Origin of the sequence: Pseudomonas sp. S49 (assembly GCF_009866785.1) — a bacterium.
Classification (GTDB): Bacteria; Pseudomonadota; Gammaproteobacteria; order Pseudomonadales; family Pseudomonadaceae; genus Aquipseudomonas.
On record NZ_CP019432.1, the window covers coordinates 3820732 to 3845863 of the forward strand.

General features: G+C 58.8%; 28 protein-coding genes, 1 pseudogene and 1 riboswitch. Of the genes and pseudogenes, 16 read left to right on the forward strand and 13 right to left on the reverse strand.

Annotated elements, in window-relative coordinates; all coding sequences use genetic code 11:
• Positions 1 to 651 precede the first annotated feature (651 nt).
• Entirely contained in the window at positions 652 to 1239 is a 588-nt protein-coding gene (locus PspS49_RS16830) for a nucleotidyltransferase family protein (RefSeq protein ID WP_224790117.1), read from the forward strand.
• A gap of 99 nt (positions 1240 to 1338) precedes the next feature.
• Positions 1339 to 1806: a thiol-disulfide oxidoreductase DCC family protein gene (locus tag PspS49_RS16835; protein WP_160040564.1), complete on the forward strand. Its 468-nt coding sequence runs from the start codon at positions 1339 to 1341 to the stop codon at positions 1804 to 1806.
• Here the strand turns inward: PspS49_RS16835 and PspS49_RS16840 are convergent.
• The 3 genes from PspS49_RS16840 to PspS49_RS16850 all read right to left on the reverse strand — a co-directional run bounded on the left by PspS49_RS16840 (position 1790) and on the right by PspS49_RS16850 (position 4262).
• Positions 1790 to 2281, reverse strand: coding sequence for a DUF2269 domain-containing protein (locus PspS49_RS16840; RefSeq protein WP_127928349.1), 492 nt, complete (start codon positions 2279 to 2281; stop codon positions 1790 to 1792). The two genes, PspS49_RS16835 and PspS49_RS16840, sit on opposite strands and share 17 nt — an antisense overlap.
• A gap of 1 nt (position 2282) precedes the next feature.
• Complete coding sequence (locus tag PspS49_RS16845; protein ID WP_160040567.1) at positions 2283 to 3410, reverse strand: saccharopine dehydrogenase NADP-binding domain-containing protein; 1128 nt, start codon at positions 3408 to 3410, stop codon at positions 2283 to 2285.
• 99 nt (positions 3411 to 3509) lie between these two features.
• Complete coding sequence (locus tag PspS49_RS16850; protein WP_224790116.1) at positions 3510 to 4262, reverse strand: autotransporter outer membrane beta-barrel domain-containing protein; 753 nt, start codon at positions 4260 to 4262, stop codon at positions 3510 to 3512.
• A gap of 276 nt (positions 4263 to 4538) precedes the next feature.
• Positions 4539 to 4745, forward strand: a riboswitch (cobalamin riboswitch).
• 91 nt (positions 4746 to 4836) lie between these two features.
• Here PspS49_RS16850 and PspS49_RS16855 point away from each other — a divergent pair.
• The 6 genes from PspS49_RS16855 (at position 4837) to PspS49_RS16880 (ending at position 11054) form a co-directional block, all read left to right on the forward strand.
• The gene (locus PspS49_RS16855) at positions 4837 to 6774 is read left to right on the forward strand and encodes a TonB-dependent receptor (RefSeq protein WP_160040570.1); all 1938 of its coding nucleotides are present in this window, start codon (positions 4837 to 4839) and stop codon (positions 6772 to 6774) included.
• Entirely contained in the window at positions 6774 to 7133 is a 360-nt protein-coding gene (locus tag PspS49_RS16860) for a (2Fe-2S) ferredoxin domain-containing protein (RefSeq protein WP_127928361.1), read from the forward strand. Before PspS49_RS16855 ends, PspS49_RS16860 begins: the two co-directional genes overlap by 1 nt.
• Positions 7130 to 8050 carry an ABC transporter substrate-binding protein gene (locus tag PspS49_RS16865; protein WP_160040573.1) on the forward strand — a complete coding sequence of 307 codons (921 nt, stop codon included), beginning with the start codon at positions 7130 to 7132 and terminating at the stop codon, positions 8048 to 8050. The genes PspS49_RS16860 and PspS49_RS16865 overlap by 4 nt, the downstream gene beginning before the upstream one ends.
• A gap of 50 nt (positions 8051 to 8100) precedes the next feature.
• On the forward strand, positions 8101 to 8304 hold the full coding sequence (locus PspS49_RS16870; protein WP_127928365.1) for a PLD nuclease N-terminal domain-containing protein: 204 nt from the start codon (positions 8101 to 8103) through the stop codon (positions 8302 to 8304).
• 181 nt (positions 8305 to 8485) lie between these two features.
• On the forward strand, positions 8486 to 9550 hold the full coding sequence (locus PspS49_RS16875) for an FAD-dependent oxidoreductase (protein WP_160042554.1): 1065 nt from the start codon (positions 8486 to 8488) through the stop codon (positions 9548 to 9550).
• A 103-nt stretch (positions 9551 to 9653) separates the two neighbouring features.
• The gene (locus PspS49_RS16880) at positions 9654 to 11054 is read left to right on the forward strand and encodes a PLP-dependent aminotransferase family protein (protein ID WP_160040576.1); all 1401 of its coding nucleotides are present in this window, start codon (positions 9654 to 9656) and stop codon (positions 11052 to 11054) included.
• On the opposite strand, the gene panB is transcribed toward PspS49_RS16880, so the two are convergent.
• A complete protein-coding gene (gene panB / locus PspS49_RS16885) occupies positions 11055 to 11870 on the reverse strand; it encodes a 3-methyl-2-oxobutanoate hydroxymethyltransferase (protein ID WP_160040579.1) in 816 nt (271 codons plus the stop codon).
• Positions 11871 to 12175: 305 nt separating this feature from the next.
• Here panB and PspS49_RS16890 point away from each other — a divergent pair, with 305 nt between their 5' ends.
• From PspS49_RS16890 to PspS49_RS16900, 3 genes are all read left to right on the forward strand, one after another.
• Positions 12176 to 12598: a VOC family protein gene (locus tag PspS49_RS16890; protein ID WP_127928371.1), complete on the forward strand. Its 423-nt coding sequence runs from the start codon at positions 12176 to 12178 to the stop codon at positions 12596 to 12598.
• 52 nt (positions 12599 to 12650) lie between these two features.
• On the forward strand, positions 12651 to 13160 hold the full coding sequence (locus tag PspS49_RS16895) for a GNAT family N-acetyltransferase (RefSeq protein WP_127928373.1): 510 nt from the start codon (positions 12651 to 12653) through the stop codon (positions 13158 to 13160).
• 141 nt (positions 13161 to 13301) lie between these two features.
• Positions 13302 to 14843 carry a class I SAM-dependent methyltransferase gene (locus PspS49_RS16900; protein ID WP_150774991.1) on the forward strand — a complete coding sequence of 514 codons (1542 nt, stop codon included), beginning with the start codon at positions 13302 to 13304 and terminating at the stop codon, positions 14841 to 14843.
• A gap of 120 nt (positions 14844 to 14963) precedes the next feature.
• Here the strand turns inward: PspS49_RS16900 and PspS49_RS16905 are convergent, their stop codons facing one another.
• A complete protein-coding gene (locus PspS49_RS16905; RefSeq protein WP_174245128.1) occupies positions 14964 to 15446 on the reverse strand; it encodes an anti-virulence regulator CigR family protein in 483 nt (160 codons plus the stop codon).
• 196 nt (positions 15447 to 15642) lie between these two features.
• Between PspS49_RS16905 and PspS49_RS16910 the strand changes: the two are divergent.
• Positions 15643 to 16026: pseudogene (locus PspS49_RS16910) on the forward strand (alpha/beta hydrolase); the annotation flags it as partial.
• Between the two features lie 147 nt (positions 16027 to 16173).
• Positions 16174 to 16329, forward strand: a complete 156-nt coding sequence (locus PspS49_RS16915; RefSeq protein WP_077572520.1) for a DUF2986 domain-containing protein — start codon at positions 16174 to 16176, stop codon at positions 16327 to 16329.
• 81 nt (positions 16330 to 16410) lie between these two features.
• Here the strand turns inward: PspS49_RS16915 and PspS49_RS16920 are convergent, their stop codons facing one another.
• Positions 16411 to 17295 (reverse strand): EamA family transporter, encoded by an 885-nt coding sequence (locus tag PspS49_RS16920; protein WP_160040585.1) that lies wholly within the window; start codon positions 17293 to 17295, stop codon positions 16411 to 16413.
• Between the two features lie 108 nt (positions 17296 to 17403).
• On the opposite strand from PspS49_RS16920, the gene PspS49_RS16925 reads away from it, so the two are divergent.
• Positions 17404 to 18171 (forward strand): helix-turn-helix transcriptional regulator, encoded by a 768-nt coding sequence (locus tag PspS49_RS16925; RefSeq protein ID WP_160040588.1) that lies wholly within the window; start codon positions 17404 to 17406, stop codon positions 18169 to 18171.
• Here PspS49_RS16925 and PspS49_RS16930 read toward each other — a convergent pair.
• The 7 genes from PspS49_RS16930 to PspS49_RS16960 all read right to left on the reverse strand — a co-directional run bounded on the left by PspS49_RS16930 (position 18131) and on the right by PspS49_RS16960 (position 23759).
• A complete protein-coding gene (locus PspS49_RS16930; protein ID WP_150774995.1) occupies positions 18131 to 18877 on the reverse strand; it encodes a class I SAM-dependent methyltransferase in 747 nt (248 codons plus the stop codon). The two genes, PspS49_RS16925 and PspS49_RS16930, sit on opposite strands and share 41 nt — an antisense overlap.
• A 114-nt stretch (positions 18878 to 18991) precedes the next feature.
• Positions 18992 to 19429, reverse strand: a complete 438-nt coding sequence (locus PspS49_RS16935) for an SRPBCC family protein (protein WP_137219559.1) — start codon at positions 19427 to 19429, stop codon at positions 18992 to 18994.
• Between the two features lie 56 nt (positions 19430 to 19485).
• Positions 19486 to 19872, reverse strand: coding sequence for a nuclear transport factor 2 family protein (locus PspS49_RS16940; RefSeq protein WP_077572513.1), 387 nt, complete (start codon positions 19870 to 19872; stop codon positions 19486 to 19488).
• An 81-nt stretch (positions 19873 to 19953) separates the two neighbouring features.
• Entirely contained in the window at positions 19954 to 20697 is a 744-nt protein-coding gene (locus PspS49_RS16945; protein WP_150750976.1) for an SDR family oxidoreductase, read from the reverse strand.
• A 46-nt stretch (positions 20698 to 20743) separates the two neighbouring features.
• Positions 20744 to 21847: an alkene reductase gene (locus PspS49_RS16950; RefSeq protein ID WP_127928387.1), complete on the reverse strand. Its 1104-nt coding sequence runs from the start codon at positions 21845 to 21847 to the stop codon at positions 20744 to 20746.
• A 117-nt stretch (positions 21848 to 21964) separates the two neighbouring features.
• Complete coding sequence (locus PspS49_RS16955; RefSeq protein ID WP_127928389.1) at positions 21965 to 23221, reverse strand: cation:dicarboxylase symporter family transporter; 1257 nt, start codon at positions 23219 to 23221, stop codon at positions 21965 to 21967.
• A gap of 112 nt (positions 23222 to 23333) precedes the next feature.
• Complete coding sequence (locus tag PspS49_RS16960) at positions 23334 to 23759, reverse strand: VOC family protein (protein WP_026000724.1); 426 nt, start codon at positions 23757 to 23759, stop codon at positions 23334 to 23336.
• Positions 23760 to 23915: 156 nt separating this feature from the next.
• Between PspS49_RS16960 and PspS49_RS16965 the strand changes: the two genes are divergently transcribed.
• Both PspS49_RS16965 and PspS49_RS16970 read left to right on the forward strand, forming a co-directional pair.
• Positions 23916 to 24794, forward strand: coding sequence for a LysR family transcriptional regulator (locus PspS49_RS16965; protein WP_127928391.1), 879 nt, complete (start codon positions 23916 to 23918; stop codon positions 24792 to 24794).
• 123 nt (positions 24795 to 24917) lie between these two features.
• The gene (locus PspS49_RS16970) at positions 24918 to 25109 is read left to right on the forward strand and encodes a hypothetical protein (RefSeq protein ID WP_150750974.1); all 192 of its coding nucleotides are present in this window, start codon (positions 24918 to 24920) and stop codon (positions 25107 to 25109) included.
• The last annotated feature ends 23 nt before the right edge of the window (positions 25110 to 25132 follow it).

Consider the following 25132-nt stretch of genomic DNA (forward strand, 5'->3'; position numbering starts at 1 on the left):
CAACTAGCTGCCTTTTAAAGTAGGTGCCGATGGTTACTCCCCTTGATGTTGAGGGCTTTGATGTTGGATGGATCGCTACTGACGCCATCGGGCACATTGCGTTGTTCACTACGGCTGGTCGGGGTCCGATTCCTGACTCCGCACTTCCCTCCACCGAGGACTGCGAAGAATGGGTCCTTTCATTGTCGGAGGTGTCCGATGTAAATTCAGTCACTTCCATGTCTGGCGCAAACGCTTTCGTCGCCTTTGCCAAGCGTGGACTCTTTGCCTATGACTGGTCGGACGTCCATCGCGCTGCAAGCCAAGCCTTGAACGGGTATGAGCTACAATACCGTCCATTAAGTCCACTAACACTTGACGATTTGCCTACCCCTTTACGGCCGTTGGCTGAGCTTACCCGGCTATCTGGCGTAACGTTCGGAGTATCTATCATAGTGATGGCTGATCGGGTTTCTTAGCCATTATTGGGCGATCAGTGCTGTTTTTGGCTGACTGCTGTCGACCACTGAGGGCAACTCAGAGTCGTTATCAGACGAATCGAACGTCCGCTTCTGGCCGAAAGCAGACATTCACGACGATCCGCTTCAATCTGAAAACAGTCGAAAGCATTCATCAAATGTCACGATTGTGGATACCTTTGCCAAGATCCACATGACCAAGCGCAATGAGAAACACCCAATGCAGCACGAAACACAGCTAAAAACCCTGCTCACTCAGGATCCTGTAAGGATGAAAATCCTGCGCATGGCTCGCGAGCTGAACTTGCCGGATTGCTGGATTGGCGCCGGCTTCGTGCGCAGCCTGGTGTGGGATCACCTGCATCAGCGCCAGCCATCAGCGTTGCCCGCAGACATCGATGTCATCTGGTTCGACCCGGCACGTGCCAGTGCGCAAACCGATTCGGCGCTGGAAAGCACACTCTCGAGCCTCTGCAGTGAAGTGAACTGGTCTGTAAAGAATCAGGCTCGAATGCACTTGCGCAACGCCGATGCTCCCTATCGCTCCGCTGCCGATGCGATGACCTGTTGGCCCGAAACGGCAACTGCCGTTGCTGTCAGACTTGATCGTCAAGACGAGATAGAGGTTTCGGCGCCGTTGGGGCTGGATGATCTGTTCTCGCTGGTGGTACGGCCAACAGAACGATTCAGAATCGAAAAACATGCCATGTTTCTGGATCGCATTCGAGCCAAGGCGTGGCGTGAGACTTGGCCCGACTTGATGTTTGTCACCGAACGGTGAGTTCTCACCTCAGCCGGTTCCTGCCAAGTACGGCCATTCGCAGACAGCAACTTCTAAGGCTATGATCGCAACATTCCAGCCTCTCCCGAACCCAACCCCATGCCCACCTCAAAAACCCGCCCAATCCCCGCCCCGCTCCTCAACCCCGGCGAATCCGTGGTCTTGTTCGACGGCGTGTGCAAACTCTGCAACGGCTGGGCACGCTTCCTTATCCGCCACGACCACCAACGCCGCGTGCGTCTGGCCGCCGTGCAATCGCCCGAAGGTCAGGAGCTTCTGGCGTGGGCCGGTCTGCCCATAGATCAATTCGACACCATGGCCGTTATCCGTGACCGCCACTACTGGGAACGTTCCGACGCATTTCTCGAAGTCATCCGCCAATTGCCCGCCCGCTGGCAGCCGTTGCGACTGCTGCGCATTTTCCCCCGGGGCCTGCGCGACTGGGCTTACGACCGCATTGCGCTGAATCGCTATCGTCTGTTCGGCAAATACGACACCTGCCTGCTGCCCACTCCAGACCACGAACAGCGCTTTCTGAAAGCAGCGGCGTCTACATCAGAAAACTGAACAACTGCACAGGTGTCATCTTCGTCACCATCATCAGCACGATGACGAACATCCCGGAAAAACCGAGCACGCCCATCCAGAACCATTTGCGGTAAACCGCCTGATAATGCTCATCAAGCCCCGCCCCCGCTTCGCTCGCACTCGTCGCCATCACATACAGTCGCTTCTGCAACAGCAACACCGGCAGCCACAGCGAGCCGACGCAGAGGAAAATGATCAACGACGTCAGCACCCACTCGGTGCTCATGGTCAAGCCTGAAAGCCGCATCAGCAGATAACCGCTGATGATCTGCACGAACCCGGCCGGTGTGGTGATCCAGGTGTCGAAGCGCACGACCATGCGTGCGACATGCGCGATCACTTGCGGGTTGGCCGTGCGACTGGCGGCGATCAGGTAGAGGTAGGAGCCCATGCCGAAGCCGAACAGGAAAATCGCCGCGATGATGTGCAGGTACTTCAGGCACAGATAGAGCATGTCAGCGCTGCCCGTCCGAGAAGTTCACGGCCAGGCTCAGGTTGGCCGGGTCGTTGATCGCGGCCATGTACTCGGCGACGCTGATTTCGCCCACGCAAGGTCGGGCGCCGGCGGTCGGCACGTAGCCTTGGGCCATTTTCGTCGCCAGTGCTACGGCGGCGCAGCTGGGGATTTCCGGGCCTTTGTCGTTCAGGGCGGTGAGTTGCGCGGTCATGGACAGCGGTTTACCGTCAACGCCAAGGCCCTGCACGTCGATGTACATCGCGCTTTTGCCATCGCCGAAACGCTCGAAGCGCGTGCCCAGGCGATGCAATCTTGCGGCCCACAAAGCATGGTCACGCACCAGTCCGATTTTGAGTGCCTGAGCCAGCAGACCATTGGCGATACCGCCGAGCTTGAGCCCGGCGCCCGCCTTGAAACTCAGGGTCTGCGCGCCATAACGCCTGGCGAAGATATCCATGTCCGGGACATCGACATTGGCCAGCAGCCGCGTGCCCATCTGCGGCATTTTGCGCAAGGTCAGGTCCAGCCAGCCGGACACTTCGTGCACCTTGCCGTTTTTCAGTTGCTTGATCGGTTTGCCGGCATAGGCGAGTACGCCTTCGATGGTCGACAGACCCGGCATTTTCGCCGATGAGGAAATGCCGTGTTCGATCGAGTCGATGCGTGAAAAACGCTGGCGCTGTTCATCGATGATCGCGGATGACAGCGTCGGCACCGAGCTGCAACCGCTGAGGATCGCCACGCCGGCCAGTTTCGCTCTCGCGTCGAGAATGTGGATGCCGTTGACGAAGGTGCGGCAGTCCGCCAGATCGCAGTAGTTCACGCCAGCGTCGATGCAACTCTGCGCAACGGCGTAGGATTGCCCCTGAAACGGCCCGCCGGTATGCACGACCAACTGAATGTTCAGCGCACGCAATGCGGCTTCGAACTCTTCGCCCATGGCGTCGCCGCACCAGCCTTCGCAGACGTTGCCCGATTGGCTGTTCAGCTCATCAACTTTGCGCTGCAACTTGCGCGGGTCACGACCCGACAGCACCAGCCCGATGTCCGGCATCAGCGCCAGGTGCCGGCACACGATGCTGCCGAAGTTTCCGTAACCACCGACCACCATCACCCTGAACGGCATGCAATTCTTCCCTAAATCAATCCATCAAACAGGCGTGCAGGATATAGGGCTGAACGTCAGCAAGCCATCCACTGTAGGAGTGCGTTTTACCCGTAAGGACTAGAAATTGATCTTGAACCCCAACATCGCGTCATACCCATGGCTGTCGCCATCAAAGCCCTGCCGATAGCCAGCCGAAGCGGTAAACGTGGTGCGCCGGTTAGCCTGGTAATCCACCCCCACATTGACCTCGCCCCACGTGCCCTGAATGTCGGATTCGAACGGGATGTACCCCGATTCAGAGGAAAACTCGGTTTTCGGTTGCCCCTTGAATTCATGCCAGATACTCGGACGGATCCAGCCATTGGTGCGCCGTGCGCTCTTGTCGACGCCCTCGGTGTCCCAGTCCTTGGCGATACGTACGCCGGCGCGGCCGATCAAAGAATCCACGTCCTTGAAGCGAATTTTCGCGCCGACGTCATCACTGCTGTCCAGATCGACGTAGCTGTAGATCGCCTGCAATTGCGGCTCGATGTACCAGTCTTTGTCGACTTCGAACGGGTAGCCGTTTTCCAGCGACGCGGTGTAGCCCCAGCCACGGGTTTTCAGTTTGGCCAGGTCGTTGGGTTTGGCTTCGATGTCGAAGCGGTTGACCTGCAACACGCCGTCCAGATACCAGCCGGAGGGGCCGAAGTGTGTCCAGTAGGCGCCGACGCCGTAAGCGCGTTGGCGTTGTTGCCGCGACTGTTCAATGAAGAGCCGGCTGTGGTGGTAATGGTGGTGCCCGTCTGAGTGCTGATCGACGCATCGACACCGGCTGCAGGCAAACAGGTTTGCGAGACGTTGTAGGCACCCGCCGCCAAAGGCCCGCACGCGGCCTGAACGTCTGCGAGCATCAGGGTGTTGGCCATGGCGACCAGTAAAGCGTTACGAATGAAATGCGGGGCGTGCCCGCCGTGAGGATGGCCGCTGGCACCTTGCATGAGAACCTCCCTGTTCAGCGTGCCAGGCGTATCCCTCACGCCTGTCGACGCCGCGCGATATTGCGTTGTGATGACCGCTATAGACCTTAGTAGTTATTTCGAAAGTTGGTAATTCGCGGGTCGAGGACCTGGATTGACGAGTTGACGAACGGTCATTCGAATGTTCAGATGCCGCCCAGTTTCAGGTGTCCCATGCCGCCGTGCATGGGGTGAAACGGGAAACCGGTACGTTCTTTTCGAACAAGTCCGGTGCTGCCCCCGCAACGGTATGCGCGTGATGCTTTCGATACACCACTGTGGCCGCACGGCCATGGGAAGGTGAAAGCCTCGATACGCGCGAGCCCGGAGACCGGCCTGAATTGCTGTTTGGCAAAATCCTGCGGTGGGCGGGCATGGGCCGGTATTGGCTGTGCGCGATGCCTTCTCCTGCATGCTCTTCTGCGAAGATCCTTTTCGAGAAGACAATGATTCGACCTTTCTACACCTCGGCTCCAACCCTTCTGTTCGGCTGTTTGTTCAGTCCCCTGCTGCTGGCAGATGACACGCCGCTGGAACTCAATCAGCAAATCGTTTCCGCACCGTCGGTGGAGTCGACCACGGTCGCCGAGATGGCGAAGTTCGGCAGCAAGGTCGAGATCGTCACCCGTGAGCAGATCGAACGCGCCGGGCCCAGCGCCGATGTCAGCCGCGTCATGCAGATGTTTATTCCCGGCCTGTATGTGGCGCCGAAAAACGGCCCGTTCGACTACGGCACCTATTCGCTGCTGGGCGGGCGCAACGATGACACGCTGATCCTGCTCGACGGCGTGCGCCTGAACAATCGCCTGTACGGCGGCCTCTATCTGGACACCCTGCCGGCCAACGCCATCGAGCGCATCGAAGTGCTCAAGGGTGGCCAGAGCCTGTTGTTCGGCACCCAGGCGGTGTCGGGGGTGATCAACATCGTCACCCGCAGCCCGCAATCGCGCAAAGCCTCCGGCGAGGTGAATCTGGGCGTCGACAGCTTCGGCGGCACCACCGAAGACGCTCGGGTCGAAAACATCTTCAGCAACGGTTTCGGCGATCTCGGTTTGCTCGCGTACGTCAGCCACAACGTCTCCGACGGTTACCAGCCCTATCGCAACCGCGATATGAAAAACGTCAGCGAGAAGAACCGCGCCTACGAAGTCACCACCTTCGGCGGCAAGGCGATTCAGTCGTTTGGCGAGGATGCACGGCTGGAACTGTTCTACCAATACGCCGACGCCAACCTCGACTTCGCCCGTCCGGTCGACAATCACAAGACCACCAACGACCGCGTGCAGCAGATCGCCACGGCGACTTTCGAGCAGACCATCAATGAGCGTCTGAGCTACTTCGTCAAAGGCCATATCAACGACTGGGACACGCGCTACACCCGGGTCAACAACGTCGCCGGCGGCGGCACCAAAGTCATCAACCACAACGACTATTGGGGCTTCACCGATTGGGGCGTGCAGGCCGAAGGCAAAGCAGAATTGCCCGGTGGCCATGTGTTGGTGTTCGGCACCGACAACCAATGGTTCAAGGGCCAGGACGATGTGCTGATTATCGACAACGACAAGGCTGAAGCGCACGCGTTCTACACGCAACTGCGCCCGCAGATCGACGCCCTGCCCGACTGGCACCCGAGCATCGGCGTGCGTCACGAGGCCATGAGCGGCGGCGACAGTGCCACGGTCGGCATGCTCACTTCGCTGTATGACCTCAATGACAACTGGGCGGTGCGCGGTCAGTACGGCAGCGCCTACAAACTGCCGAACGCCGAGCAACTGTTCGTCAACGAGCCGGGCGACGAGATCGGCAACCGCAATCTCAAACCGGAAAAAAGCCGCAACGCCGAACTGGGTGTCGACTACAAAGGCTTTCTGCTCGACCGCGAATTCAGCGCCAGCGTGACCCTGTTCAAACGCAAGATCGACGACCTGATCACCCTCGATGACATTCAGTGGGTCAACGGTGAAGGCACGATCCAGATGCGCGGTTTCGAGGCCGACGCCAAACTGGCGCTCAACGATCAGTGGAGCCTGCAAGCGGACATGACCCGCAACCTCACCGAGTCGCGCACCGGTGTGACGATCAACGACATCCCGAGCTTCTTCGCCCGTTCACGCGTGGGTTATGAGTCGGAAAATCGCCTGTGGGGCGTTGGCGGTGCGATTCGCTACATTCGCGACATCAAAAGCTCAAAGCAGGTCGAGTACGGCAACTATTCGGTGGTCGACGCCGACGCTTATCGCTATTTCGACAACGCTCATCAACACCGCGTAAGCCTGCTGGTGGAAAACCTCTTCGACCGCGATTACGTCACCAGCCGTTCGAGCAACGTCGATAACCTCGGCCGGCCGTTCACCTCCGAAGTACGCTACACGTACCGCTTCTGATGAGTGACATCAAAACCGTCGACGGCGTCGACACGCACCCGGACTGGTCGCACGTGCCCGAGCACGCACGCCATGTGTTCCTCTGCACCGGCCCGCGTTGCACCCAACGCGGCGCCTTGCAGTTATGGAAAACCTTGCGCCGGCATTTACTCGCGCACGATCGCATCGAGAAGCCGGGCGGCGTCTTGCTGACGCGCACGCACTGCCAGTTTCCGTGCAATCAGGGGCCGATCGTGACCGTGTATCCGGAGCGCTGCTGGTATGGCGTGCGCAGCCATGAAGATGTGCAGCGGCTGGTCGAGGGGCATCTGGTGGACGGTGAAGTGGTTGCGAACTTGCTGATCAAGGCGCGGCCATGAACAGGTTGTGGATGTTATTGAGTGCCCTGCTCTGCGCGGCCCCCGCGTACGCCGACCATTACCGTAATTGCGGCGAAGACTGGCGCGCCGCTGCGCCCTCACGCATCGTCGCGCTCAATCAGCATGCGGCGGATCTCGTGCTGGCACTGGGTGCCGGGCCAGCGCTGGTCGGCGTGGCTTATCTGGATGACACCGGTGCCGGGCAGCGCCAAGCCGAGTATTTCGGTGTGCCGGTGATCGCGCGGCAATACCCGGCCAGCGAAGTGCTTTACGCTGCGAAGCCGGATCTGGTGATCGGCGGTTTTGCCACGGCGTTCGGCGACGGGGTGACCTCCCGCTCGGGACTGGCGCGCAATGGCGTGGGTTCGTATCTGCTGGAATCCGCCTGCAACGGGCACTCGCTGGATTATTTCGCGCATGTACGCAATGACTTGCTGACGCTGGGCAAGCTGCTGCACCAGCAGCAAAAAGCCCAAGCATTGATCGACTCCATGGAAAAGGACATTGCCGGCGCCCGAGCCTTGGCCGGCACGGGTAAACCGTTGTCCGTGTTCTATCTCGACAGCGAAGTCAAAAGCCTCGACAGCGAAGGCCGACGCGGATTTGTCACTCCGCTGCTGGCGGCTGCCGGGGCACGCAATGTGTTCGCCGACATCAACCTGTATCGAGTCACCGCCAACAGCGAAACCCTGCTGGCCAGCGACCCGGACGTGATCCTGCTGGCCGACGCCGAATGGTCGCCCGCCCGCCGCAAACGCTACCTGTTGACCCACGACCCGGTCCTCTCGCAACTGCGCGCGGTGCGCGAGAACCGCATCATCGAGATCCCTTTCACCCACCTGCTGCCAACCTACAACAGCGGCCGCGTCGCCTTGCAACTGGCCCGCCAACTCAACGCGCTGGACAAAAATAAATGAACCCGCCGCACCGTACGCTACCTAACGAACAGACCATCAGGAGGTAGCCAATGCAAATCGAAACCGTGTGGATCGTACTGGCGGCAGTTCTTCTGCTAATCGAACTCTGGGCCATCAATCGGGTGCGCAAGAGTCAGGGGAAATCGAGCAACAAAGGTGTATGGATTGTGCTGATCGTGTTTGTGCCGTTGTTCGGCTTGATTGCCTGGGCGTTGGCGGGGCCCAAGCATGTCAGTCGGCATTCGGCGTCGTAACCTGACTCTTGATCCATAGCGACTGAGCATCCGTCACGGACTGGCATGCCAAATGCCCGCGGGAAATATGGCCGCTTAACCCGTTGCAGGTTTACGAGCCCTGCTTTGGCCGGGCTCTTTTCTGTTTGCTCCCATCGTCACCCTGTTGCAGGATCAGCCGTCGACAACAGGGAATGTTGAAATGGATCAGAAAGCATGTGGACGAATTGTGGTGGTGGGTGCAGGCATCGTCGGCGCCTCCCTTGCGTATCACCTGTCCGGTAAAGGTGCGCAGGTCACGTTGATCGAGGCTGACGAGATCGCGAGCGGCGTGACGGCAAGCTCTTTCGCCTGGATCACTGCCACGCACGCCGGCGCTGATCCGATTGCGCAGTTGCGCGGTATGGCCATAGAAGCATATCGACGACTCGAAACCGAGCTGCCGGATTTGCAGATTCGCTGGACCGGGGCTTTGTCGTACAACGAATCAGCAGAGTATCCGGCGTCGGCGACATTGTTATCGTCTGCCGAGGTGCTTGCCCGCGAACCCAATCTGAAAAATCCCCCACCGTGCGCGTTATTTTGCGCTGACGAAGGTGCGCTCGACGCCGTGCAGACCACCCACGCCTTGATTGCCAGCGCCCGGGCGCTGGGGGCGCAATTGCTCACGCAAACCCGAGTGACCGCTTTCAAAACCTGCAACGCAGATGTCACTGGCGTTGAAACCACAGCGGGCACGTTTGAGGCCGACCTTGTTGTGCTTGCCGCGGGGACTGGCACCCGGCAGTTAACACAGATGCTCAACGTTTCCCTGCCCATCGACGCCTCGCCGGCCATTTTCATCCGCTACAAGACCCAACCGGGCCTCGTCAAAGGCATCATTTCCAGCCCCGAAATGGAAATTCGGCAAAGCGCCGACGGCACGTTGCTGGCCGCTGAAGATTATCTGGGAGAAACGCCGGGTAACTCGCCGACGGACATCGCACGGCAAACCGCCGAAGCCATACGCAAAGAACTTCACGGGGTGGTTTTGATTGAGCCGCAAACCGTCGCCATCGGAATCCGGCCCATGCCCGCTGATGGCATCCCCGTGGTCGGTTACCTGCCCGGCGTCGGCGGAGTTTACGTTTGTGCGATGCATCCCGGTGTAACGCTGGCGGCAATCGTCGGGCGCCTCGCCAGTGAAGAAATCCTTGATCGCCAGTCATCTGCAGCCCTTGTGCCGTGCCGTCCTCAGCGCTTTTTCAAGAACTCGGGCGATGCTTGATTTAGACTCGCCGACGTCTTGCAGCAAGGAATGCGCACCAGCAACGCATGGTCATTTTGCGCAACTCGGACAGCGAAAAATCGCAGTGAAAAGGAGAACAACATTGCCGGCCCCCAAGCACACCGCGTTCGCCTATCAAGCGGTCTATCACTACATCGTCGGCCTGATCGAGGCGGCCAGTGGCACGACTGAGCAGAAACTGCCATCCCTGCGACAACTGGCCCTGCGCCTCGGCGTTTCGGTCTCAACGACCAAATACGCCTACGCACTGCTCGAGGACGAAGGCAGAATCCACGCCAAACCCAGGTTCGGCTATTTCACCCGGTCGATGCCGGCAGCGACTGTGACAGCCAGCTCCGGCAATCTTCTGGACCACGTCTTCGCCAGCGCCCGTCAGCCCGGCATGCTGGCGTTGAGCAGCGATGCGCCGGCGATGTTGCTGTCGCTGCAGGGGCCGTTGTTGCTGATGGAGCGTGAGCTGACTCGCCAATACCCGCCCTCGAATGCACCGCTCTATCAGCCACTCGGCGAGCCGGAATTACGCGCCGCCCTGGCTGAACGCTACACCCGTTCCGCTCACAACCACTGGCAGGCCGAGCAGGTGTATATCGGCGCGGAGCTGCGCAGCGTATTGGAGTTGTCGCTCAGTGCCTTGAATCTCGGTGGCACTGTGGCGCTGGTGGAGTCGCCCTGCTCGTGGGCGATTCTGCGCCAGTTGCAGGCGGCCAATATCCGCGTCATCGAAATGCCCCTCGGCGATGACGGCCGCTTCAACTTGTCTGCGCTCAACGAACTGCTCACGCGCGAACCGGTGCGCCTCGCGGTGCTGTCCTCCACGGTGAATATTCCCCAAGGCCAGTTGATGCCAGCACAGGATAAACAGCAGATCTGTCACTGGCTGGCCGAGCGCGATGTCTGGCTGTTCGAAAACGATGCTTGGGGCGAGTTGTGTTTCTCCGATTCACCCGCGCGCTATCGCGATTTTGCCGACCCGGACAAGCTGCTGGTGTTCTCGACGTTCGACAAGATCATTGGCGGCGAAGCCCCGTATGGTTATGTGCTGTGCCGCCAGCATGCACCGCAATTTCATCGATTGTTTATGCAGCGTGGGTTTCGCCTCTCGCCCATTCGGCAGAAAGCGATTGCCAGACTCTACAGCTCCAGGCGCATCGACCAGCACCTGACCACCCTGCGAGCACTGTTGCGCAAGCGCATGCAACAGCTACAGACCTTGCTGGAAGAACACGGTAACGGTCAGTGGCAGGTAGTCGCCCCACAGGGCGGTGCGAGCTTCTGGCTCAAGGCTGTGCGTCCAATCGACATGCAACGGGTGTTCGAGCGTTTGCTGACCGAGCGAATCGCCATCGCCCCCGGCGAGATCTTCAGCCAGCAAGGCGCCTGGAAGCAGTACCTGCGCCTGAGTTACACCCTCGATTGGGACAAGGACATCGGCCATGCGGTGCAACGACTGGCGCAGGCTATCGGCGCAGAACATCACGCGTAATTAGAGTCCATAACAATGCCGCGCTTCCGGAAACCGGCCATGGCGCACATCGTCGGCAAACTGCGCGCAGGCCTCACTGATCACCGCGCCAACATCGGCGTAGCGTTCGACGAAACGCGGCAGATGCTCACCGCCCAGGCCGAGCACATCTTCGGTGACCAGCACCTGCCCGTCGCAAGCCGGTGAGGCGCCGATGCCGATGGTGGGCATTTTCGACTCCAGGGTAATCTGCCGCGCCACGCCCTCCGCCACACCTTCGAGCAACAGGCTGAAGGCGCCTGCCTCGAGATTGGCCCGGGCATCCTCGGCAATCACTGCGCCGGTCTCAGCGGTCAGGCCCTGGGCCTTGAAGCCGCCCATGACATTGACGAACTGCGGCATTAACCCGACATGGGCCATGACCGGAATACCACGTGCCACCAGAAACTCGACCGTTGGTGCCAAGGCCTTGTTGGCCTCCAGCTTCACCGCGTCGCAACCGGTACGCGCCAATACCTGAGCGCAATTACGAAAGGCTTGCTCGTGGGATTCCTGATAACTGCCAAAGGGCATGTCGGCCACCACACAGGCCAGACGCGTGCTATCGACCACAGCCCGCGTGTGGCCGATGATTTCTTCGAGCTGCATGCTCAGCGTCGAGGCGCGGCCATAACCGACCATGGCCGTGGAGTCGCCGACCAGAATGAAGTCGACGATCGGGTCGATCAGTTTGGCGATACTGCTGGAGTACGCCGTCAGCGAGACGATTTTCTGTTGGCCTTTCATGGCGACCAGTTGCGGCACGGTCAGGCGTTTGGTGAGGGTATGCAGGCTCATGGGCGGCTCCTTGAGGCAGCCGTCCGTAAACGATAAATGTCGCCGAAATCAACGCGAAAATCTTTCATACAGTGCTCAATTCCAAAGGTTTCGAGCGCTCGATTATTCGCCTGAGGTAAAAACATTCAATGCACAGATTTGCCTTAAAAAGCGACCCACGTGCACCCTGCTTCGGACGTTCTCGGTGAAATGCCGATAGCAGCCTGGATGTTTTATTCAGCCGTTTACCGCAGGATACGAAGCTTACGAAGGATTCAACCGATCGATTTTGATCACGGCTTACAACTCGAAACGGAAGTCACCTCATGCTCGAACGCAACAGACTGGTCCCGGAATTGATGGTGACCAACCTGCAAAACAGCCTGCGGTTCTGGGTGTCTTGCCTGGGATTCAGCATCGCTTATCAGCGGCCCGAAGACGGTTTCGCCTACCTGAATCTGAATGGCGCACAGGTCATGCTCGAGCAAGTTGATCCAGATGCCGGCCAATGGTTGACGGCACCGCTGAGCAAGCCCTTCGGACGCGGCATCAACCTGCAGATCGATGTTGCCGAAGTCGCTTCGATCATCCGTCATCTCGGGCAGGCCGGTTTTTCGCTTTACCGTGATTGCCAAGACACTTGGTATCGCGCTGACAACATTGAAGTCGGCCAGCGCGAATTCATCGTTCAGGATCCCGACGGGTATCTGGTCAGACTGGTAGAGCGCTTGGGTGAACGAGCAATTTGAGCTTTACCCTGACGCAACGCTACGATTGCCGAACAACACAGGAGCGCCATTCATGGAAGAAGTCATTACCTACCGAACTGCCACCGCCGAAGATGCGCCGGCGATGTGCGAACTGGGCCAATTGCTCAATTCGGTTCACCACGCCGCCCGCCCCGATATCTACGCCGCCGCCACCGAAGATTTCACCCGAGATTTGCCGCACTGGGCCGGGGTATTTGAAAAGGCAGGCCAGATCGTCTTTATCGCCAGCGCCGGTGAACGGCCCGTGGCGTTCATTACGGCCACCCTCTCCGCCAGTTCCGGGCCGTTGATGCAGCCGCAGAACGTGGTGCGCATTGGTTCGGTGTGTGTCGCCGAACCGTTCTGGGGTAAAGGTATCGGTCGTACGCTGATTCAACGCGTCAAGGACTGGTCCATCGCGCACGATGCGCAGGATTTGCGCCTGACGGTATGGCCATTCAACGAGCGCGCGGTGCGCATGTATGCCGAGTTCGGGTTCGAGACCCGCGCCTTTGAGATGGGTGTGCGTTTGTCAGCAGCGGACAAGTCCGATCATCAATAACCTCTGCGAAATATCCGCATGACCCCTATCGAATGCTGCCATCCTGCCGACAACATTCTGATGGACACCGAGAGGTTTTCACGACGCCAGTCCACCTCCCTGTAAGTGCCACTTCCTATTACGATTCAAGAGGCTGCACCCATGAGCAACGCCTGGAACGAAGGTTATTTCACCGACGAAGGCTACACCTACAGCTATAGCCGGGAAATCAATCCGGTTTTCCAGCGTTACTGCCTGTTGTTGCGCGGCTTTGCCGGGCTGGACAATCCCGACGGTTACCACTGCGAACTCGGTTTCGGTCAGGGTGTGTCAATCAATATTCACGCCACAGCCAGCCCTGCCGGTTTCGTCGGTACGGACTTCCACCCCGGTCAGGCGGCTCACGCGATTGAGCTGGCGGAACTCAGCAACAACGGCGCAAGACTCTATGACGACAGCTTCGAGCAACTGCTGGCGCGCCATGATTTGCCGCAATTCGACAGCATCAGCCTGCATGGCATCTGGACCTGGGTCAGCCGCGACAACCAGAAACTGATCGTCGAATTCGCCCGCCGCCACCTCAAACCGGGTGGTCATCTGTACGTCAGTTACAACGCATTCCCGGGCTGGTCGCCTTCAGCGCCGTTGCGCCAGTTGTTCAGCCTGCACGACCGCTTTGCCAGTCACTCGACGCGGGCGGATCAGCGCATCGATGCCGCGTTGCAGTTTTCCGAAGCGCTGCTGGCGGCCAACCCCAAGTACGCCATCGCCGCGCCGAGTCTGGGCGCCCGGCTGCAGACCATCAAAGGTCAGGACCGCCAATACGTCGCTCACGAATATTTCAATCGCGACTGGAACTGCATGTATTTCGCCGACATGGTGGATGCGCTGGCCCCGGCCAAGCTCGATTACGTCACGACGGCGGTGCCGCTGGATTCGGTCGACGTACTCAACCTGAGCGCCGAAGGCCTGGCCTTTCTCGACGGTATCGAGCACCCGATAATGCGCGAGCAGGCGCGTGACTACTTCGTCAACCAGGCTTTCCGTCGCGACCTGTACGTGCGCGGTGCCAACCGACTCAGCGCGACCGAGCGCCGGTCGCGCATGCTCAATACGCGATTTGTGCTGATGCAACCGACAGAAAACGTAGCGTCCAGCGTCACTGGCCCCGCTGGCGAAGCGTCACTGCAAGCGGAAATTTACGGCCCGGTCCTCGATGCACTCGCCGGCCAGACCTACGAAGCCAAAACGATGCAGCAGTTGCTCGATGCGGTGTCACCAATGGCCTACGACGATCTGGAACAGGCCATCGCCATCCTGGTCAGTATGGGCGCGGTAGCCCCTTGCCAGAGCGAAGCCGCCGAGGCGCTGGTGTACGAACGCTGCGCCGCGTTCAACCTGCAACTGTGCAAACGCGCGCTGTTCAATGCCGACATTCAGGTGCTGAGCAGCCCGGTTACCGGTGGCGGCGTCACCGTCAGTCGTTTCCAGCAACTGTTCCTGATTGCGATCCGTCAGGGCAAGCAGCACCCGGCGGAGTGGGCGCAACTGGCGTGGAGCGTCATCGCCGAACAAAACGAAGTGTTGGTCAAGGACGGCAAAACGCTGACCACCGCCGAAGCCAACATCGCCGCACTGACCGAACAGGCTCAGGCTTTTGCCGAGCAATCGCTGATCGTGCTGAGTGCTTTGAAAATCGTTTGATCAAGGTGGGTGGCGCGCAGTGGTGCAGGCAGGAAATCTGCTGCCACTCGCGCCATCGGCACAGGCCACTGCCGGCAGTCAAAAGCCCATGGCAAACGGCAGCATTTGCCAAGGGGCGCCTTAATCAAACGCCCCGTTGAGCACCTCATAAATCAGCCCGGTTGCCAGCGCGACGAGGATCAGATCCGTGCCCACCTGCTTCCATTCATAACCATCGTAATGCGGCAGACGACCGACCAGACGTCCATCGAGCTTTTTCGCGATCCCGGGCGGCAGCGGTTTGCCGCGCGCAAGGTTCTTTTGAATGCCCGGTGGCAGCGAAGGGCCCGGGCTCCAGTAGTCGCGGTAGCCGCCAACAATCCCGAGCACATTGCCGCGATCGATGCTTGGGCCATGACTCCAGTCACCACCGGAGTTGTTGCCCTTGTTGCCGCCATTGCCTTTCTGGTTACCGTGCCCCTGCACGTTCTGCGAATTGCCCTTGCCATTGCCATTGCCATTGCCCTGACCCTTCCCATTACCGGGATCAGCCAATGCCATCGCCGAACTGAAAACCAGCGCAAGGGACGAAATCATTGCAATCAACGTACGTGACTTCAACATGCGGCGCGCTTTCATGGTGAGTTGCTCCTGTGTCAACTTGACGTTACACATCAGCTTAGTTTATTCCGGCTGACCGATCGTCGATTACAGCCCAGCCCATCGACACCGCCCAACAGGAGCTATTTCAAGGATTTAAAGTTCAGCCACATCGACGTACTGGTCAAAGACCTTGAACAAGCTTGTGCTTGCGGACATGGAGCGTCTGGTGGCCGGACGTGAGCGCATCTACCTCGACCGCTTCTGGAACGAGTTCGCCGGCACCCCGGCCAAAGTCGATGAAGGCACCCGTCAGCACTACGCCAAGCTCTACGCCCGGCCCGGCGCCATGCACGCGGTTTTCGCGCAATTTCGCAGCATTCGTCAGGACGCCATCGACAACGCTCCCGTCCTGCAGAAACACTTGAGCATGCCGGTGCTGGCCGTGGGCGGTGAAAAGTCCTTCGGCAACAATGAAGCGATAGTCATGCGCAATGCCGCGGACAACGTCACCGAAGTGGCGATCCCGGCGGCGGGACATTGGTTGATGGAAGAAGCCCCGGCGCCGACCATCAAGGCGGTGCGCGACTTCATCGCAATGTAAGGAATGGCATTGCCTTGGACGGAGGCTTACGTCAGGATTCGCCCCTTTTCGAGGGCAAAGTGCAGCCTATCTCGTGGCTCGTCCATTGATGCGTACGTTCACGCCCTTCGCTAACCGATATTCAAACTTGCAGACCGGGTAGAAAACATGAATCGCCAAAAGAAACTCAAGCAGTTGTTCAAGGAAAAGGCCAAAAAGGCCAGCGCCAAACTCGCGCCGAAAAAGCCTAAATACATCAGCAAGGCTGATCGGGCGAAACTGGAAGCTGAAGCCGCAGAGCCAGTCGAAACCAGCGAAAGCTGAAATCTCTCTCGCCTGGCGAAAATCCTCTGCATTCTCCAACGGTCTGTCCAAGGCACAATGGGTCGCATCAACTACTGAACGTTAATGCCGCACACGAAGGCGAAGAAACATTGCGTGCAGGTGCCCTGATCCCAAGGCGATTGCCAGTAACACCAGCAAAATCAAAAACCAATCGCCCGGACTTGGGAATTGGCCGAAGATCGCCATCGAGCTGAAGATCCCGAACACAGGGATCAACAGCGACAACGGTGCCACGCGCGACATCGGGTATTCGCGCAACAGCAGGTTCCATCCCCAATAACTGAAGTGCGTCGCGGCATAGACCTGAAACGCCAGCGAAAACACCGTCATCGCATTGAGCTGCGACGGCAATGCCGAGAACGGTGCCGAGCCATGCAACAGCCACGTCAGCAGCATGAGCGGGATGGGTGGAAACAGGCTCGCCCACACCACAAACGCGAAAATCTCACGCACCTTCGAGACCTTGATCACGACGTTGCCAATGCTCCACGCCAGGGCGCTGCCAATGACCAGTGCCAAACCCGCCACCGATGCGTCGCCGGGGCGACTCAATACGATGCCCATCAGGCCCGCGGCGGCCAACAAAGTGCCAAGCCATTGCAACCGGCCCAGACGTTCGCCGAAAAAAACCACGCCCCAACCCAAGGTAAAAAACGCACTGAACTGGATCAGCAGCGATGCCGTTCCGGGGGGCACGCCCCAAGCAATACCAAGGTTGATCAACGCCCACATCGCCACGCCGAAAATCAATCCGTAAGCAGCCAGCCAGTGGAACGCCACACGAGGACGCTCGACAAAAAACACCCAGGGCAATGCGGCCAACGTGAAACGCAGTGCGGTCAGCAGCAGCGGGTCGATAGCGGCCAGTCCGAGTTTGGTCACGGGGAAGTTCAATCCCCAGACAGCCGTCACCAGAACGGCGAGTACAAGATGCTTCTTTTGCATGGTCAATCTTTCCCGGCGCCGAGCGGAAGTACTCGGGCGCGGAGAAATATGCCGGCAATCGGCCTGGCCTGCTTTCAGTCACAGGCCAAACTTCATTAGAATCGGGCCATGCGAGAAATGACCCGTCATACTTACCAGAACACCCCACGCGATGCCGTCGTGACCGCCATTGATTACGCGGACGGCACGCTGTTCCCGCTGCACGATCATCAGCGTGGCCAATTCGCCTACGCCGCTAGCGGCGTCATCACCGTGTTTACCGATGACGGCAACTGGGTCGTGCCGCCGCAACGCGGTATCTGGGTTCCCGCGCGACTGCGCCACTCCATGCAAATGCGTGGGCCTGTCACGTTGCACAACACTTACATCCGCCAGCAAGCGGCGCAGCGCCTCGGACTGCCGGGGCAATGCCAGGTGCTCGATGTGTCGCCGTTGTTGCGTCATCTGCTGTTGAAAGCCATCGATGTACCGGCGCGCTATTCCACGCAAGGGCATGACGGCCATTTGATGGGCTTGCTGCTGCACGAAATCGCCAGCATGCCCGTGCTTTCGCTCAATGCGCCATTGCCGGCGGAACCTAGACTGGCAATGGTGTGCCGCGCGTTTCTGCAGCAGCCTTCGCTGGAGGTCGGTATCGACGACATGGCGCAACGGGCGGGCATGAGCCGACGCACCTTCACCCGACACTTTCGGCTGCACACCGGTATCAGCTATATCGAATGGCGCCAGCAAGCCTGTCTGCTGGCGGCGATTGTCATGCTCGGCAAAGGTAAGTCGGTCACACAGGTCGCCATGGACTTGGGCTACAGCAGCTCCAGTGCGTTTGCGACGGTGTTCAAGCAAGTGTTGGGGGAAGTGCCGAGTCGCTACTTTTAGAGGCGTCCGTTTTACACGTCAGCCACGCGCCCCAGAACAGACTGCTGAAAAACCGCGTCGCCTCGCCAAATCCAGCCTCGCGCAACAGCGCCTGAACTGCCGCCTCGGAATGCGGCGGATCGGCGCCTTGCAGAATCTTGCCCAGCTTGGCCTTCACCTCCTCCGCACTGGCACCCTGCTGGCGCCAACGCTGCCCCCATGCCTGCAGCAATAATGGTTGGCTGGTATAGGCGTAATGATTGCCCGCGACAATCAGCGGCGCGCCCTGCTTGAGACGTGCCTGAATCGTTTGCAGGATCTGGCGCTTGGGATCGTCACCGTTCAGATGATGGAGCACGCCGATCAAAGTCGCCGCGTCGAATTGCCCATCGGCCGGCAAGTCCTCGACATGCCCGAGATGAACCTGCGTCCGATGCAGCAAGTCGTTGGCCTCCAAATGCTGCACGGCGGCTTCAAGCATCGGCGCGGAAGGATCGACCGCGATGAAACGCCACTGCGGTTCCAGCGCCGCCATCGCAATGATTTCCTGCGCCGTACCGCCCGCGCCGACCACCAGTATGTTGGCCGGGCGCGAACCGAGACTGGCGGCCAACATGCAGGCCGCCAGATCGTGGCAGGCGTCGTAGCCGGCCAGGGCGATGCGGCTTTGCCGGGCGTATTCGCTGGCGCGCAAGGTGTCGAATTTTTCTGCTGATGTTGGGTTCACGACGAGACTCCTTTCTGTTTCAGAAGAAACTACGCCGAGACATCAGATAAGAAAAATTCATTAATTTTATGCCCTGCATTCCTTACGGGAATGCGGGGTGTAAACGGTGTGATGTCAATGCTGAGCGATCAATGCCTGCAGCCCATTGTGACCCTCAACGATCAGGCTTTGGATCAGTGCCTGATAGTGCTCAGCGGTATTCAGCTCTTGAGGATCGAAACTTGCCGACCAACTGATGAGCGTTTTGTTCTGTCCCGTCAAAGCGACCAACTTCACGCTGGCCACGTAGTTATCCAGCGGTAAAGGTGCCTCTTCAAAGCGGTAGGACAGCGATAATGCTGAGTCATCAAGCGCCAACAAGCGTTCTCTGACAACCGCGCCATCGGTCAGCGTGAGGGTGCGAATACAACCCACCCTCTGCGCTGCACCGCCTTCGATCTGGCTGCTCACGATCGAAGGATGCCAGTTCTGAATCTGGCCAAACTGCTTCAACACGTTCCAGATCTTTTGTGCATCGCCGTCCACGACAGCGTCAAACTCAACCATCGGCATGACATAAATCCTCTTATGTTGATCCCCGGCAGCGAACTGCCGGGAGCGGTCGGTATTCAGACCTCGAACTGGTGATACACCTTGGCAATGACCTTCCAGACACCGTCGATTTTGATCAGGGTCAGGTAGTCGTTGTAGTCGGCACCAATTGCATCCGTTTCCATGTCCACACGTACCACCGCAGTGGTCGGGGTGATCGCCAGCACGTCGAGTCGCGTGCTGATTTCGGGGGCTGCGCCGTTCTTCTCGACAAAGTCGAACAGGTTCTTGATCGGGCCGCCGAGCAGTTCGCCGTTGGTGAAACCGTACATCACTGCCTCTTTATGGAAGGCTTGAGCGACGCCTTGCGCGCTGCCAATGCGCAGGCCTTCGACGTATTGATTGGCGGTCGCGATCACAGCGTTGTATTCAGCCGTCGGTACGGCTTTGATGTTCTTGGACATGGTTGTTTCCTATCGTTGGGGGTGAGTGACAAAGGCTGCCGGGAGCCGGGGTTGGCACTCGGCAGCGGGAGTAACCGACGTTCACCAATCCTGGCGCGTCGGCGAAATGATCAGGTCGTTGACGGTGACGTTTTCCGGCTGGTTGAGCGCGTAGATCACGGCACGGGCGATATCGTCAGGCGCAATGGCGATGCGGTTGAGTTCCTGGGCGGCCTTGCGCCCTTCTGGATCACTGACCTTGTCCGCCCAGCCGGTATTGATAACGCCGGGGCTGACCGTGTTGACGCGGATGCCGTGCTGCACGCCCAACTCCTTGCGCATGGACTCGGTCATGGCCTGCACGAAGAATTTGGTGGCGCTGTAAACACCCGCCGCCGGCCCGACCTGATGGCCGGCCACCGAGTCCATGTTGAGGATCTGCCCGGACTTGTGCTCGAGCATCATTGGCAGCACGGCTGCTGTGGCATTGAGATAGCCCTTGATGTTGACGTCGATCATCTTGTCCCAATCCGCCACAGCCAGATCGACCCAGTTGGAGAACAGCATCAGCCCGGCGTTATTCACCAGAATGTCGACAGCGCCATAGGTGTCCTGCGCGAATCTGGCGAGCGCCCGGGTTTGATCCGGCCGGGTCACATCAGTGGTAAAAGCGGCCACGTCGTGACCGGCTTCACGCAACTCGGCGACGAAGGCTGCCAGACCCTGTTCATCCAGCGCGGCAGCAACGACGCGAACGCCGTGTGCTGCCAGCGCACGAGTGGTTGCCGCCCCGATACCGGACGATGCGCCGGTGACGATGGCGACTTTGTTGTGCAGATAGTTCATGTTCCGTTCCTCTTTACAGTGAATGCGATTGCGTCCGGGCAGTCATTCATGCGTTTGCGGTGGGCCAGTCGATGTAGCCTTTGGCGCCTCCGCCGTAGTAACTCTCACGCGGCGCAATGGTCAGTTCGAGACCGCGCCGCAGACGTTCCACCAGATCGGGGTTGGCAATAAACAGGCGACCAAACGCCACCGCGTCGATGCGGCCCTGCGCCCGACGCTCAAGCGCCATCGCCAGGTCATAGTTGTTGTTGCCAATGAACGCGCCTTCGAACTGCGCACTCAGTGCGTCCAGGTCCACGCCCGCGGGCACGGTTCGAGATGTGGCAGTGGCACCTTCGACGAAATGCAGGTAGGCCAGATTGAATCGATTGAGTTGCTGGATCAGGTACCCGTATGTCGCCATGACGTTGCTGTCGGGCGGCGTATTGCCGGCATCGGGCGTTACAGGTGAAAGGCGGATACCGACGCGGTCGCTGCCCCAGATCGAAACCACCGCTTCAGTCACTTCCAGCGTCAGCCGCGCACGGTTTTCGATGGAGCCGCCATACCGATCGGTGCGCTGATTGGTCGAATCGCGCAGAAACTGGTCGAGCAGATAACTGTTGGCAGAATGCACTTCCACACCGTCGAAACCGGCGCGCTTGGCGTTCTCGGCAGCCAGTTTGTACTGCTCGATGATTCCCGGAATTTCCGAGGTCTCAAGCGCACGCGGCATCGACACTTCGACAAAACCTTTCTCGGTGTACGTGCTGCCCTCAGCCTTGATCGCCGAAGGCGCGACCGGTGCCTGGCCATTGGGCTGCAACTCGACACTGGAGAAACGCCCGACATGCCACAACTGGCTGACGATTTTTCCACCCGCGGCGTGTACAGCATCGGTGACTTTCTTCCACCCGGCGACCTGCTCTTGCGACCAGATTCCCGGGGTCATCGCATAGCCGCGCCCCTGAGCGGAAATGTTCGTCGCTTCGGCGATGATCAAGCCTGCACTGGCGCGCTGGGCGTAGTACGTCGCGTGCATTTCATTCGGCACGCCGTCTTCGGCCATCCGGCTGCGGGTCACCGGTGCCATGACAATCCGGTTGGCTAACTGCAGCGCGCCCATGGCCATGGGCGAAAAAAGGTCGGTATCACCAGCGTTATCAATCATAAGCACTCCAAATCAATAGACCGGTCGTCTAGTAAAAAGACCCAAAAAAACGCCCCTGTGCCAGCGGGCGTGCACTCGTCAAAAGTGCGATTGCAAAAGCGAATGTCCGCGAAAAACTCACACTTCGGCTGCGGTACGAGCACGTGAGGGTTCAAGCGCAGCCCTTTCCCACTTGGCAATCACCAGCGGTGCGATGGCATTGCCCAATACATTCAGCGTGGTCGTGCCGCTGTCGATGATCCTGAAAATACCTGCGATCAACGCCACACCCTCTAAAGGAAGACCGGCTGAAGCCAACGTTGCGGAGAGGATGATGATGGCAAACCCGGGCACACCCGCCGCGCCTTTCGAGGTCAGCACCATCGTCACCACCAGCAGGATCTGCTGCGACAGGGACAGGTCGATGCCATAGAGTTGCGCCACGAAAATCGTCGCCACGCCGAGGAAAATCGAGGCACCGTCCAGATTGAAGGCATACCCGACCGGTACCACGAAACTGACAATCCGACGCGGTACACCGTAACTCTCCAACCGAGTCATCAACTGCGGCATGACGGCGGCCGATGCGGCACTCGAGAACGCCAGAATCAATTCACTGCGAAAGTAGCGGATCAATTTGAAAATGTTCTCGCCAATCAAGTAGCAAATGCCACCGAGTATCACCAAGGCGAAGACCACCAGAGCCAGGTAAACCACACCAATCAACTTGAGCAGCGGCAACAGCGAGGCAAACCCAAACGTCGCGACAGTCGCGCCGATCATGCCGAAGACACCTATCGGCGCGTAGGCCATGACCATTGAGACCACTTTGAACATCGCGTCGGAAATGCTCTGAACCAGCGCGATTGCAGGTGCACTTTTCTCTCTCGGCAGCGCATTCAGGGCGAGGCCGAACAGCACGGCGAAGAACAGCACCGAGAGCAATTTCGCTTCCGACATCGCCACCAGAACATTGTCCGGCACGATGTTCTGCAGGATCACCAGTGCGCCTTTTGATGGCTCCATGTTGATCGACGCCGTGCCGTGGGACAGGCCGGAAATATCGGTGCCGGTACCCGGCTCGAAGATATTTGCGAAACACAGGCCGACCACAATCGCCAGCGCGGTTATCGCAAAGAAATACCCCAGCGACTTGATGCCCATGCGGCCAAACGACTTGTTATCGCCACCGCCGGCAATGCCCAGAATCATGCAACAGAACACAATCGGTACCACCACCATCTTCATCATCTTGATAAAGATGTCGCCCAGAGGCTTCAGGATCTCCACACTCACCCACGTTTGATACTGCGGATGGGTATTGAAATACCAACCGACGAGCACGCCAAGCAACAGCCCGGCAACGATTTGCCACACCAGGGGAATACGTTTCATGTCTAGCCTTCTTGTTGGAATGAAAGGTCTGCGCTAAGGGCAGTTGCTAGAGTCATGAGCTTCCAGCTCACTTGAGACCGAATGGCACAACCGGGTTGTGCCATGACGTTTGTCACTTGGCGAAGAGCTGGCTCATATCCTTGAAAGCCTTGAATTCCAGAGCGTTGCCGCATGGATCAAAGAGAAACATGGTGGCTTGCTCGCCAACCTGCCCCTGAAAACGAATGTACGGTTCGATCACAAACTCGGTGCCAAAGGACTTCAGGCGTTCGGCCAAGGCTTCCCACTGTTGCCAGCCCAGAATGATGCCGAAGTGCGGAACCGGAACGTCGTGACCGTCGACCGGGTTGCTGTGAACACTTTCCTGGGACGCGGTTTTCGGGTGTTCGTGAATGACCAGTTGGTGGCCATAAAAATCGAAGTCGACCCACTGAGTACTGGAGCGCCCTTCTTCAAGACCAAAGACTTCACCGTAAAAGGTGCGCGCTGCAGCCAGATCGTAAACGGGGATAGCGAGGTGGAAAGGCGAGAGGCTCATCAGAACTCCGATCATATTGTTGTGGGTTGGCGAACATTCCTACCGTCATCGGCGCCTTGGGTTCAGCCGCTGCCGGGGTATGGGAAACATCCTAGGACGGAAAACCAAACATAAAAATCAATATATATTTCTTAGAAACACAATTAATATTTGTGAATGATCAAAGAACTGAAGACACTTATCGCCGTCGCTCGCGAAGGTACTTTCGCTGCAGCAGGCAACAAAATCGGCCTCACGCAGGCCGCCGTCAGCGCACAGATCCAGCGCCTGGAAGCAGAACTCGGCTTCGAGCTTTTCGACAGAAAGGGGCGCTCGGCACACCTCAACAAAATGGGCCAGCAGATCCTCCTGCAGGCGCAAGAACTGCTCAGGCTCTACGACAGCCTCGGTTCGACAACGGTGGGATTGCCGCCCAGCGTGCTGGTCAACATTGGCGCGATTGCTTCGGTGCAGCGCTCTTACTTGCCTGACGCGCTGGCAAAGTTTCACCAGCACTGCCCGCAATGCCGATCCCGGGTAGTGCCGGGCTTGTCGATGGAACTGGTCAACCTGGTGGATGTTGGCGAGATCGACATGGCCGTGATCATCCGCCCACCCTTTTCACTGCAAAGCGACCTGCGCTGGACAACGCTGGCACTGGAGCCTTACCGATTGATCGTGCCCCGTGACGTGCCGGGCGATGACTGGTCCCAGTTGCTGTGCAGCCAGCCGTTCATTAGATATGACCGATCTTCCTTTGGCGGCAGGCAGGTCGACCGCTTTTTGCGGCAGATGCATTTCACACTGCGTGAGGTCTGCGAACTGGATGAGCTGGAAGCAATTATCAAACTGGTCGAAAACGGTGTCGGCGTGGCGTTGGTGCCGCAAACGGCGCCCGACTTTGCATGGCCTGCCGGTGTGCGGGTGCTCGACCTCGGGCAGCACACTTTCCACCGTGATATCGGACTGGTGCACCGGTCGCGGCAGACTTTTACAGAACCTGTGCGGATGCTGGCTGAACTGATCAGTGCTCAGGTGAAGATGGGGTATGAGTGAGGCCTTCAAAAAACAATCATTAACCGCATCAATAACAACCATTGATTCAATGAAGTTCTCTTATCAGGCTCGCGGCGTAAGATCGGCTCCAGACCTAACCACTACCCCACGGAGCACACACTCATGAAACGCCAAGCCCTTTTCAGCATCGCTTTCTCACTGTTCGCCCTGAATGCTTTTGCCGCTGAACCTGCCACCCAGACCGATCCGCTGTTCAGCGACGCAGTAGCCGCCGCCACCCAGACCGACCCACTGTTCAGCGACGCAGTCGCCGAAGGCGGTTCAGACCGTCTGCTCGAACGCCGCGCCGTCTGAATGCAGCGCTTCAGCGCAGTCAC

Coding starts and splice junctions, on each gene's coding strand:
- PspS49_RS16855 (WP_160040570.1), top strand. CDS start 4,837: ATGATTCGACCTTTCTACACCTCGGCTCCAACCCTTCTGTTCGGCTGT.
- PspS49_RS16860 (WP_127928361.1), top strand. CDS start 6,774: ATGAGTGACATCAAAACCGTCGACGGCGTCGACACGCACCCGGACTGG.
- PspS49_RS16945 (WP_150750976.1), bottom strand. CDS start 20,697: ATGAACTATCTGCACAACAAAGTCGCCATCGTCACCGGCGCATCGTCC.
- PspS49_RS16845 (WP_160040567.1), bottom strand. CDS start 3,410: ATGCCGTTCAGGGTGATGGTGGTCGGTGGTTACGGAAACTTCGGCAGC.
- PspS49_RS16955 (WP_127928389.1), bottom strand. CDS start 23,221: ATGAAACGTATTCCCCTGGTGTGGCAAATCGTTGCCGGGCTGTTGCTT.
- PspS49_RS16960 (WP_026000724.1), bottom strand. CDS start 23,759: ATGAGCCTCTCGCCTTTCCACCTCGCTATCCCCGTTTACGATCTGGCT.
- PspS49_RS16950 (WP_127928387.1), bottom strand. CDS start 21,847: ATGATTGATAACGCTGGTGATACCGACCTTTTTTCGCCCATGGCCATG.
- panB (WP_160040579.1), bottom strand. CDS start 11,870: ATGAGCCTGCATACCCTCACCAAACGCCTGACCGTGCCGCAACTGGTC.
- PspS49_RS16925 (WP_160040588.1), top strand. CDS start 17,404: ATGCGAGAAATGACCCGTCATACTTACCAGAACACCCCACGCGATGCC.
- PspS49_RS16870 (WP_127928365.1), top strand. CDS start 8,101: ATGCAAATCGAAACCGTGTGGATCGTACTGGCGGCAGTTCTTCTGCTA.
- PspS49_RS16875 (WP_160042554.1), top strand. CDS start 8,486: ATGGATCAGAAAGCATGTGGACGAATTGTGGTGGTGGGTGCAGGCATC.
- PspS49_RS16970 (WP_150750974.1), top strand. CDS start 24,918: ATGAAACGCCAAGCCCTTTTCAGCATCGCTTTCTCACTGTTCGCCCTG.
- PspS49_RS16935 (WP_137219559.1), bottom strand. CDS start 19,429: ATGCCGATGGTTGAGTTTGACGCTGTCGTGGACGGCGATGCACAAAAG.
- PspS49_RS16830 (WP_224790117.1), top strand. CDS start 652: ATGACCAAGCGCAATGAGAAACACCCAATGCAGCACGAAACACAGCTA.
- PspS49_RS16900 (WP_150774991.1), top strand. CDS start 13,302: ATGAGCAACGCCTGGAACGAAGGTTATTTCACCGACGAAGGCTACACC.
- PspS49_RS16835 (WP_160040564.1), top strand. CDS start 1,339: ATGCCCACCTCAAAAACCCGCCCAATCCCCGCCCCGCTCCTCAACCCC.
- PspS49_RS16915 (WP_077572520.1), top strand. CDS start 16,174: ATGAATCGCCAAAAGAAACTCAAGCAGTTGTTCAAGGAAAAGGCCAAA.
- PspS49_RS16895 (WP_127928373.1), top strand. CDS start 12,651: ATGGAAGAAGTCATTACCTACCGAACTGCCACCGCCGAAGATGCGCCG.
- PspS49_RS16940 (WP_077572513.1), bottom strand. CDS start 19,872: ATGTCCAAGAACATCAAAGCCGTACCGACGGCTGAATACAACGCTGTG.
- PspS49_RS16965 (WP_127928391.1), top strand. CDS start 23,916: ATGATCAAAGAACTGAAGACACTTATCGCCGTCGCTCGCGAAGGTACT.
- PspS49_RS16865 (WP_160040573.1), top strand. CDS start 7,130: ATGAACAGGTTGTGGATGTTATTGAGTGCCCTGCTCTGCGCGGCCCCC.
- PspS49_RS16905 (WP_174245128.1), bottom strand. CDS start 15,446: ATGTTGAAGTCACGTACGTTGATTGCAATGATTTCGTCCCTTGCGCTG.
- PspS49_RS16920 (WP_160040585.1), bottom strand. CDS start 17,295: ATGCAAAAGAAGCATCTTGTACTCGCCGTTCTGGTGACGGCTGTCTGG.
- PspS49_RS16840 (WP_127928349.1), bottom strand. CDS start 2,281: ATGCTCTATCTGTGCCTGAAGTACCTGCACATCATCGCGGCGATTTTC.
- PspS49_RS16890 (WP_127928371.1), top strand. CDS start 12,176: ATGCTCGAACGCAACAGACTGGTCCCGGAATTGATGGTGACCAACCTG.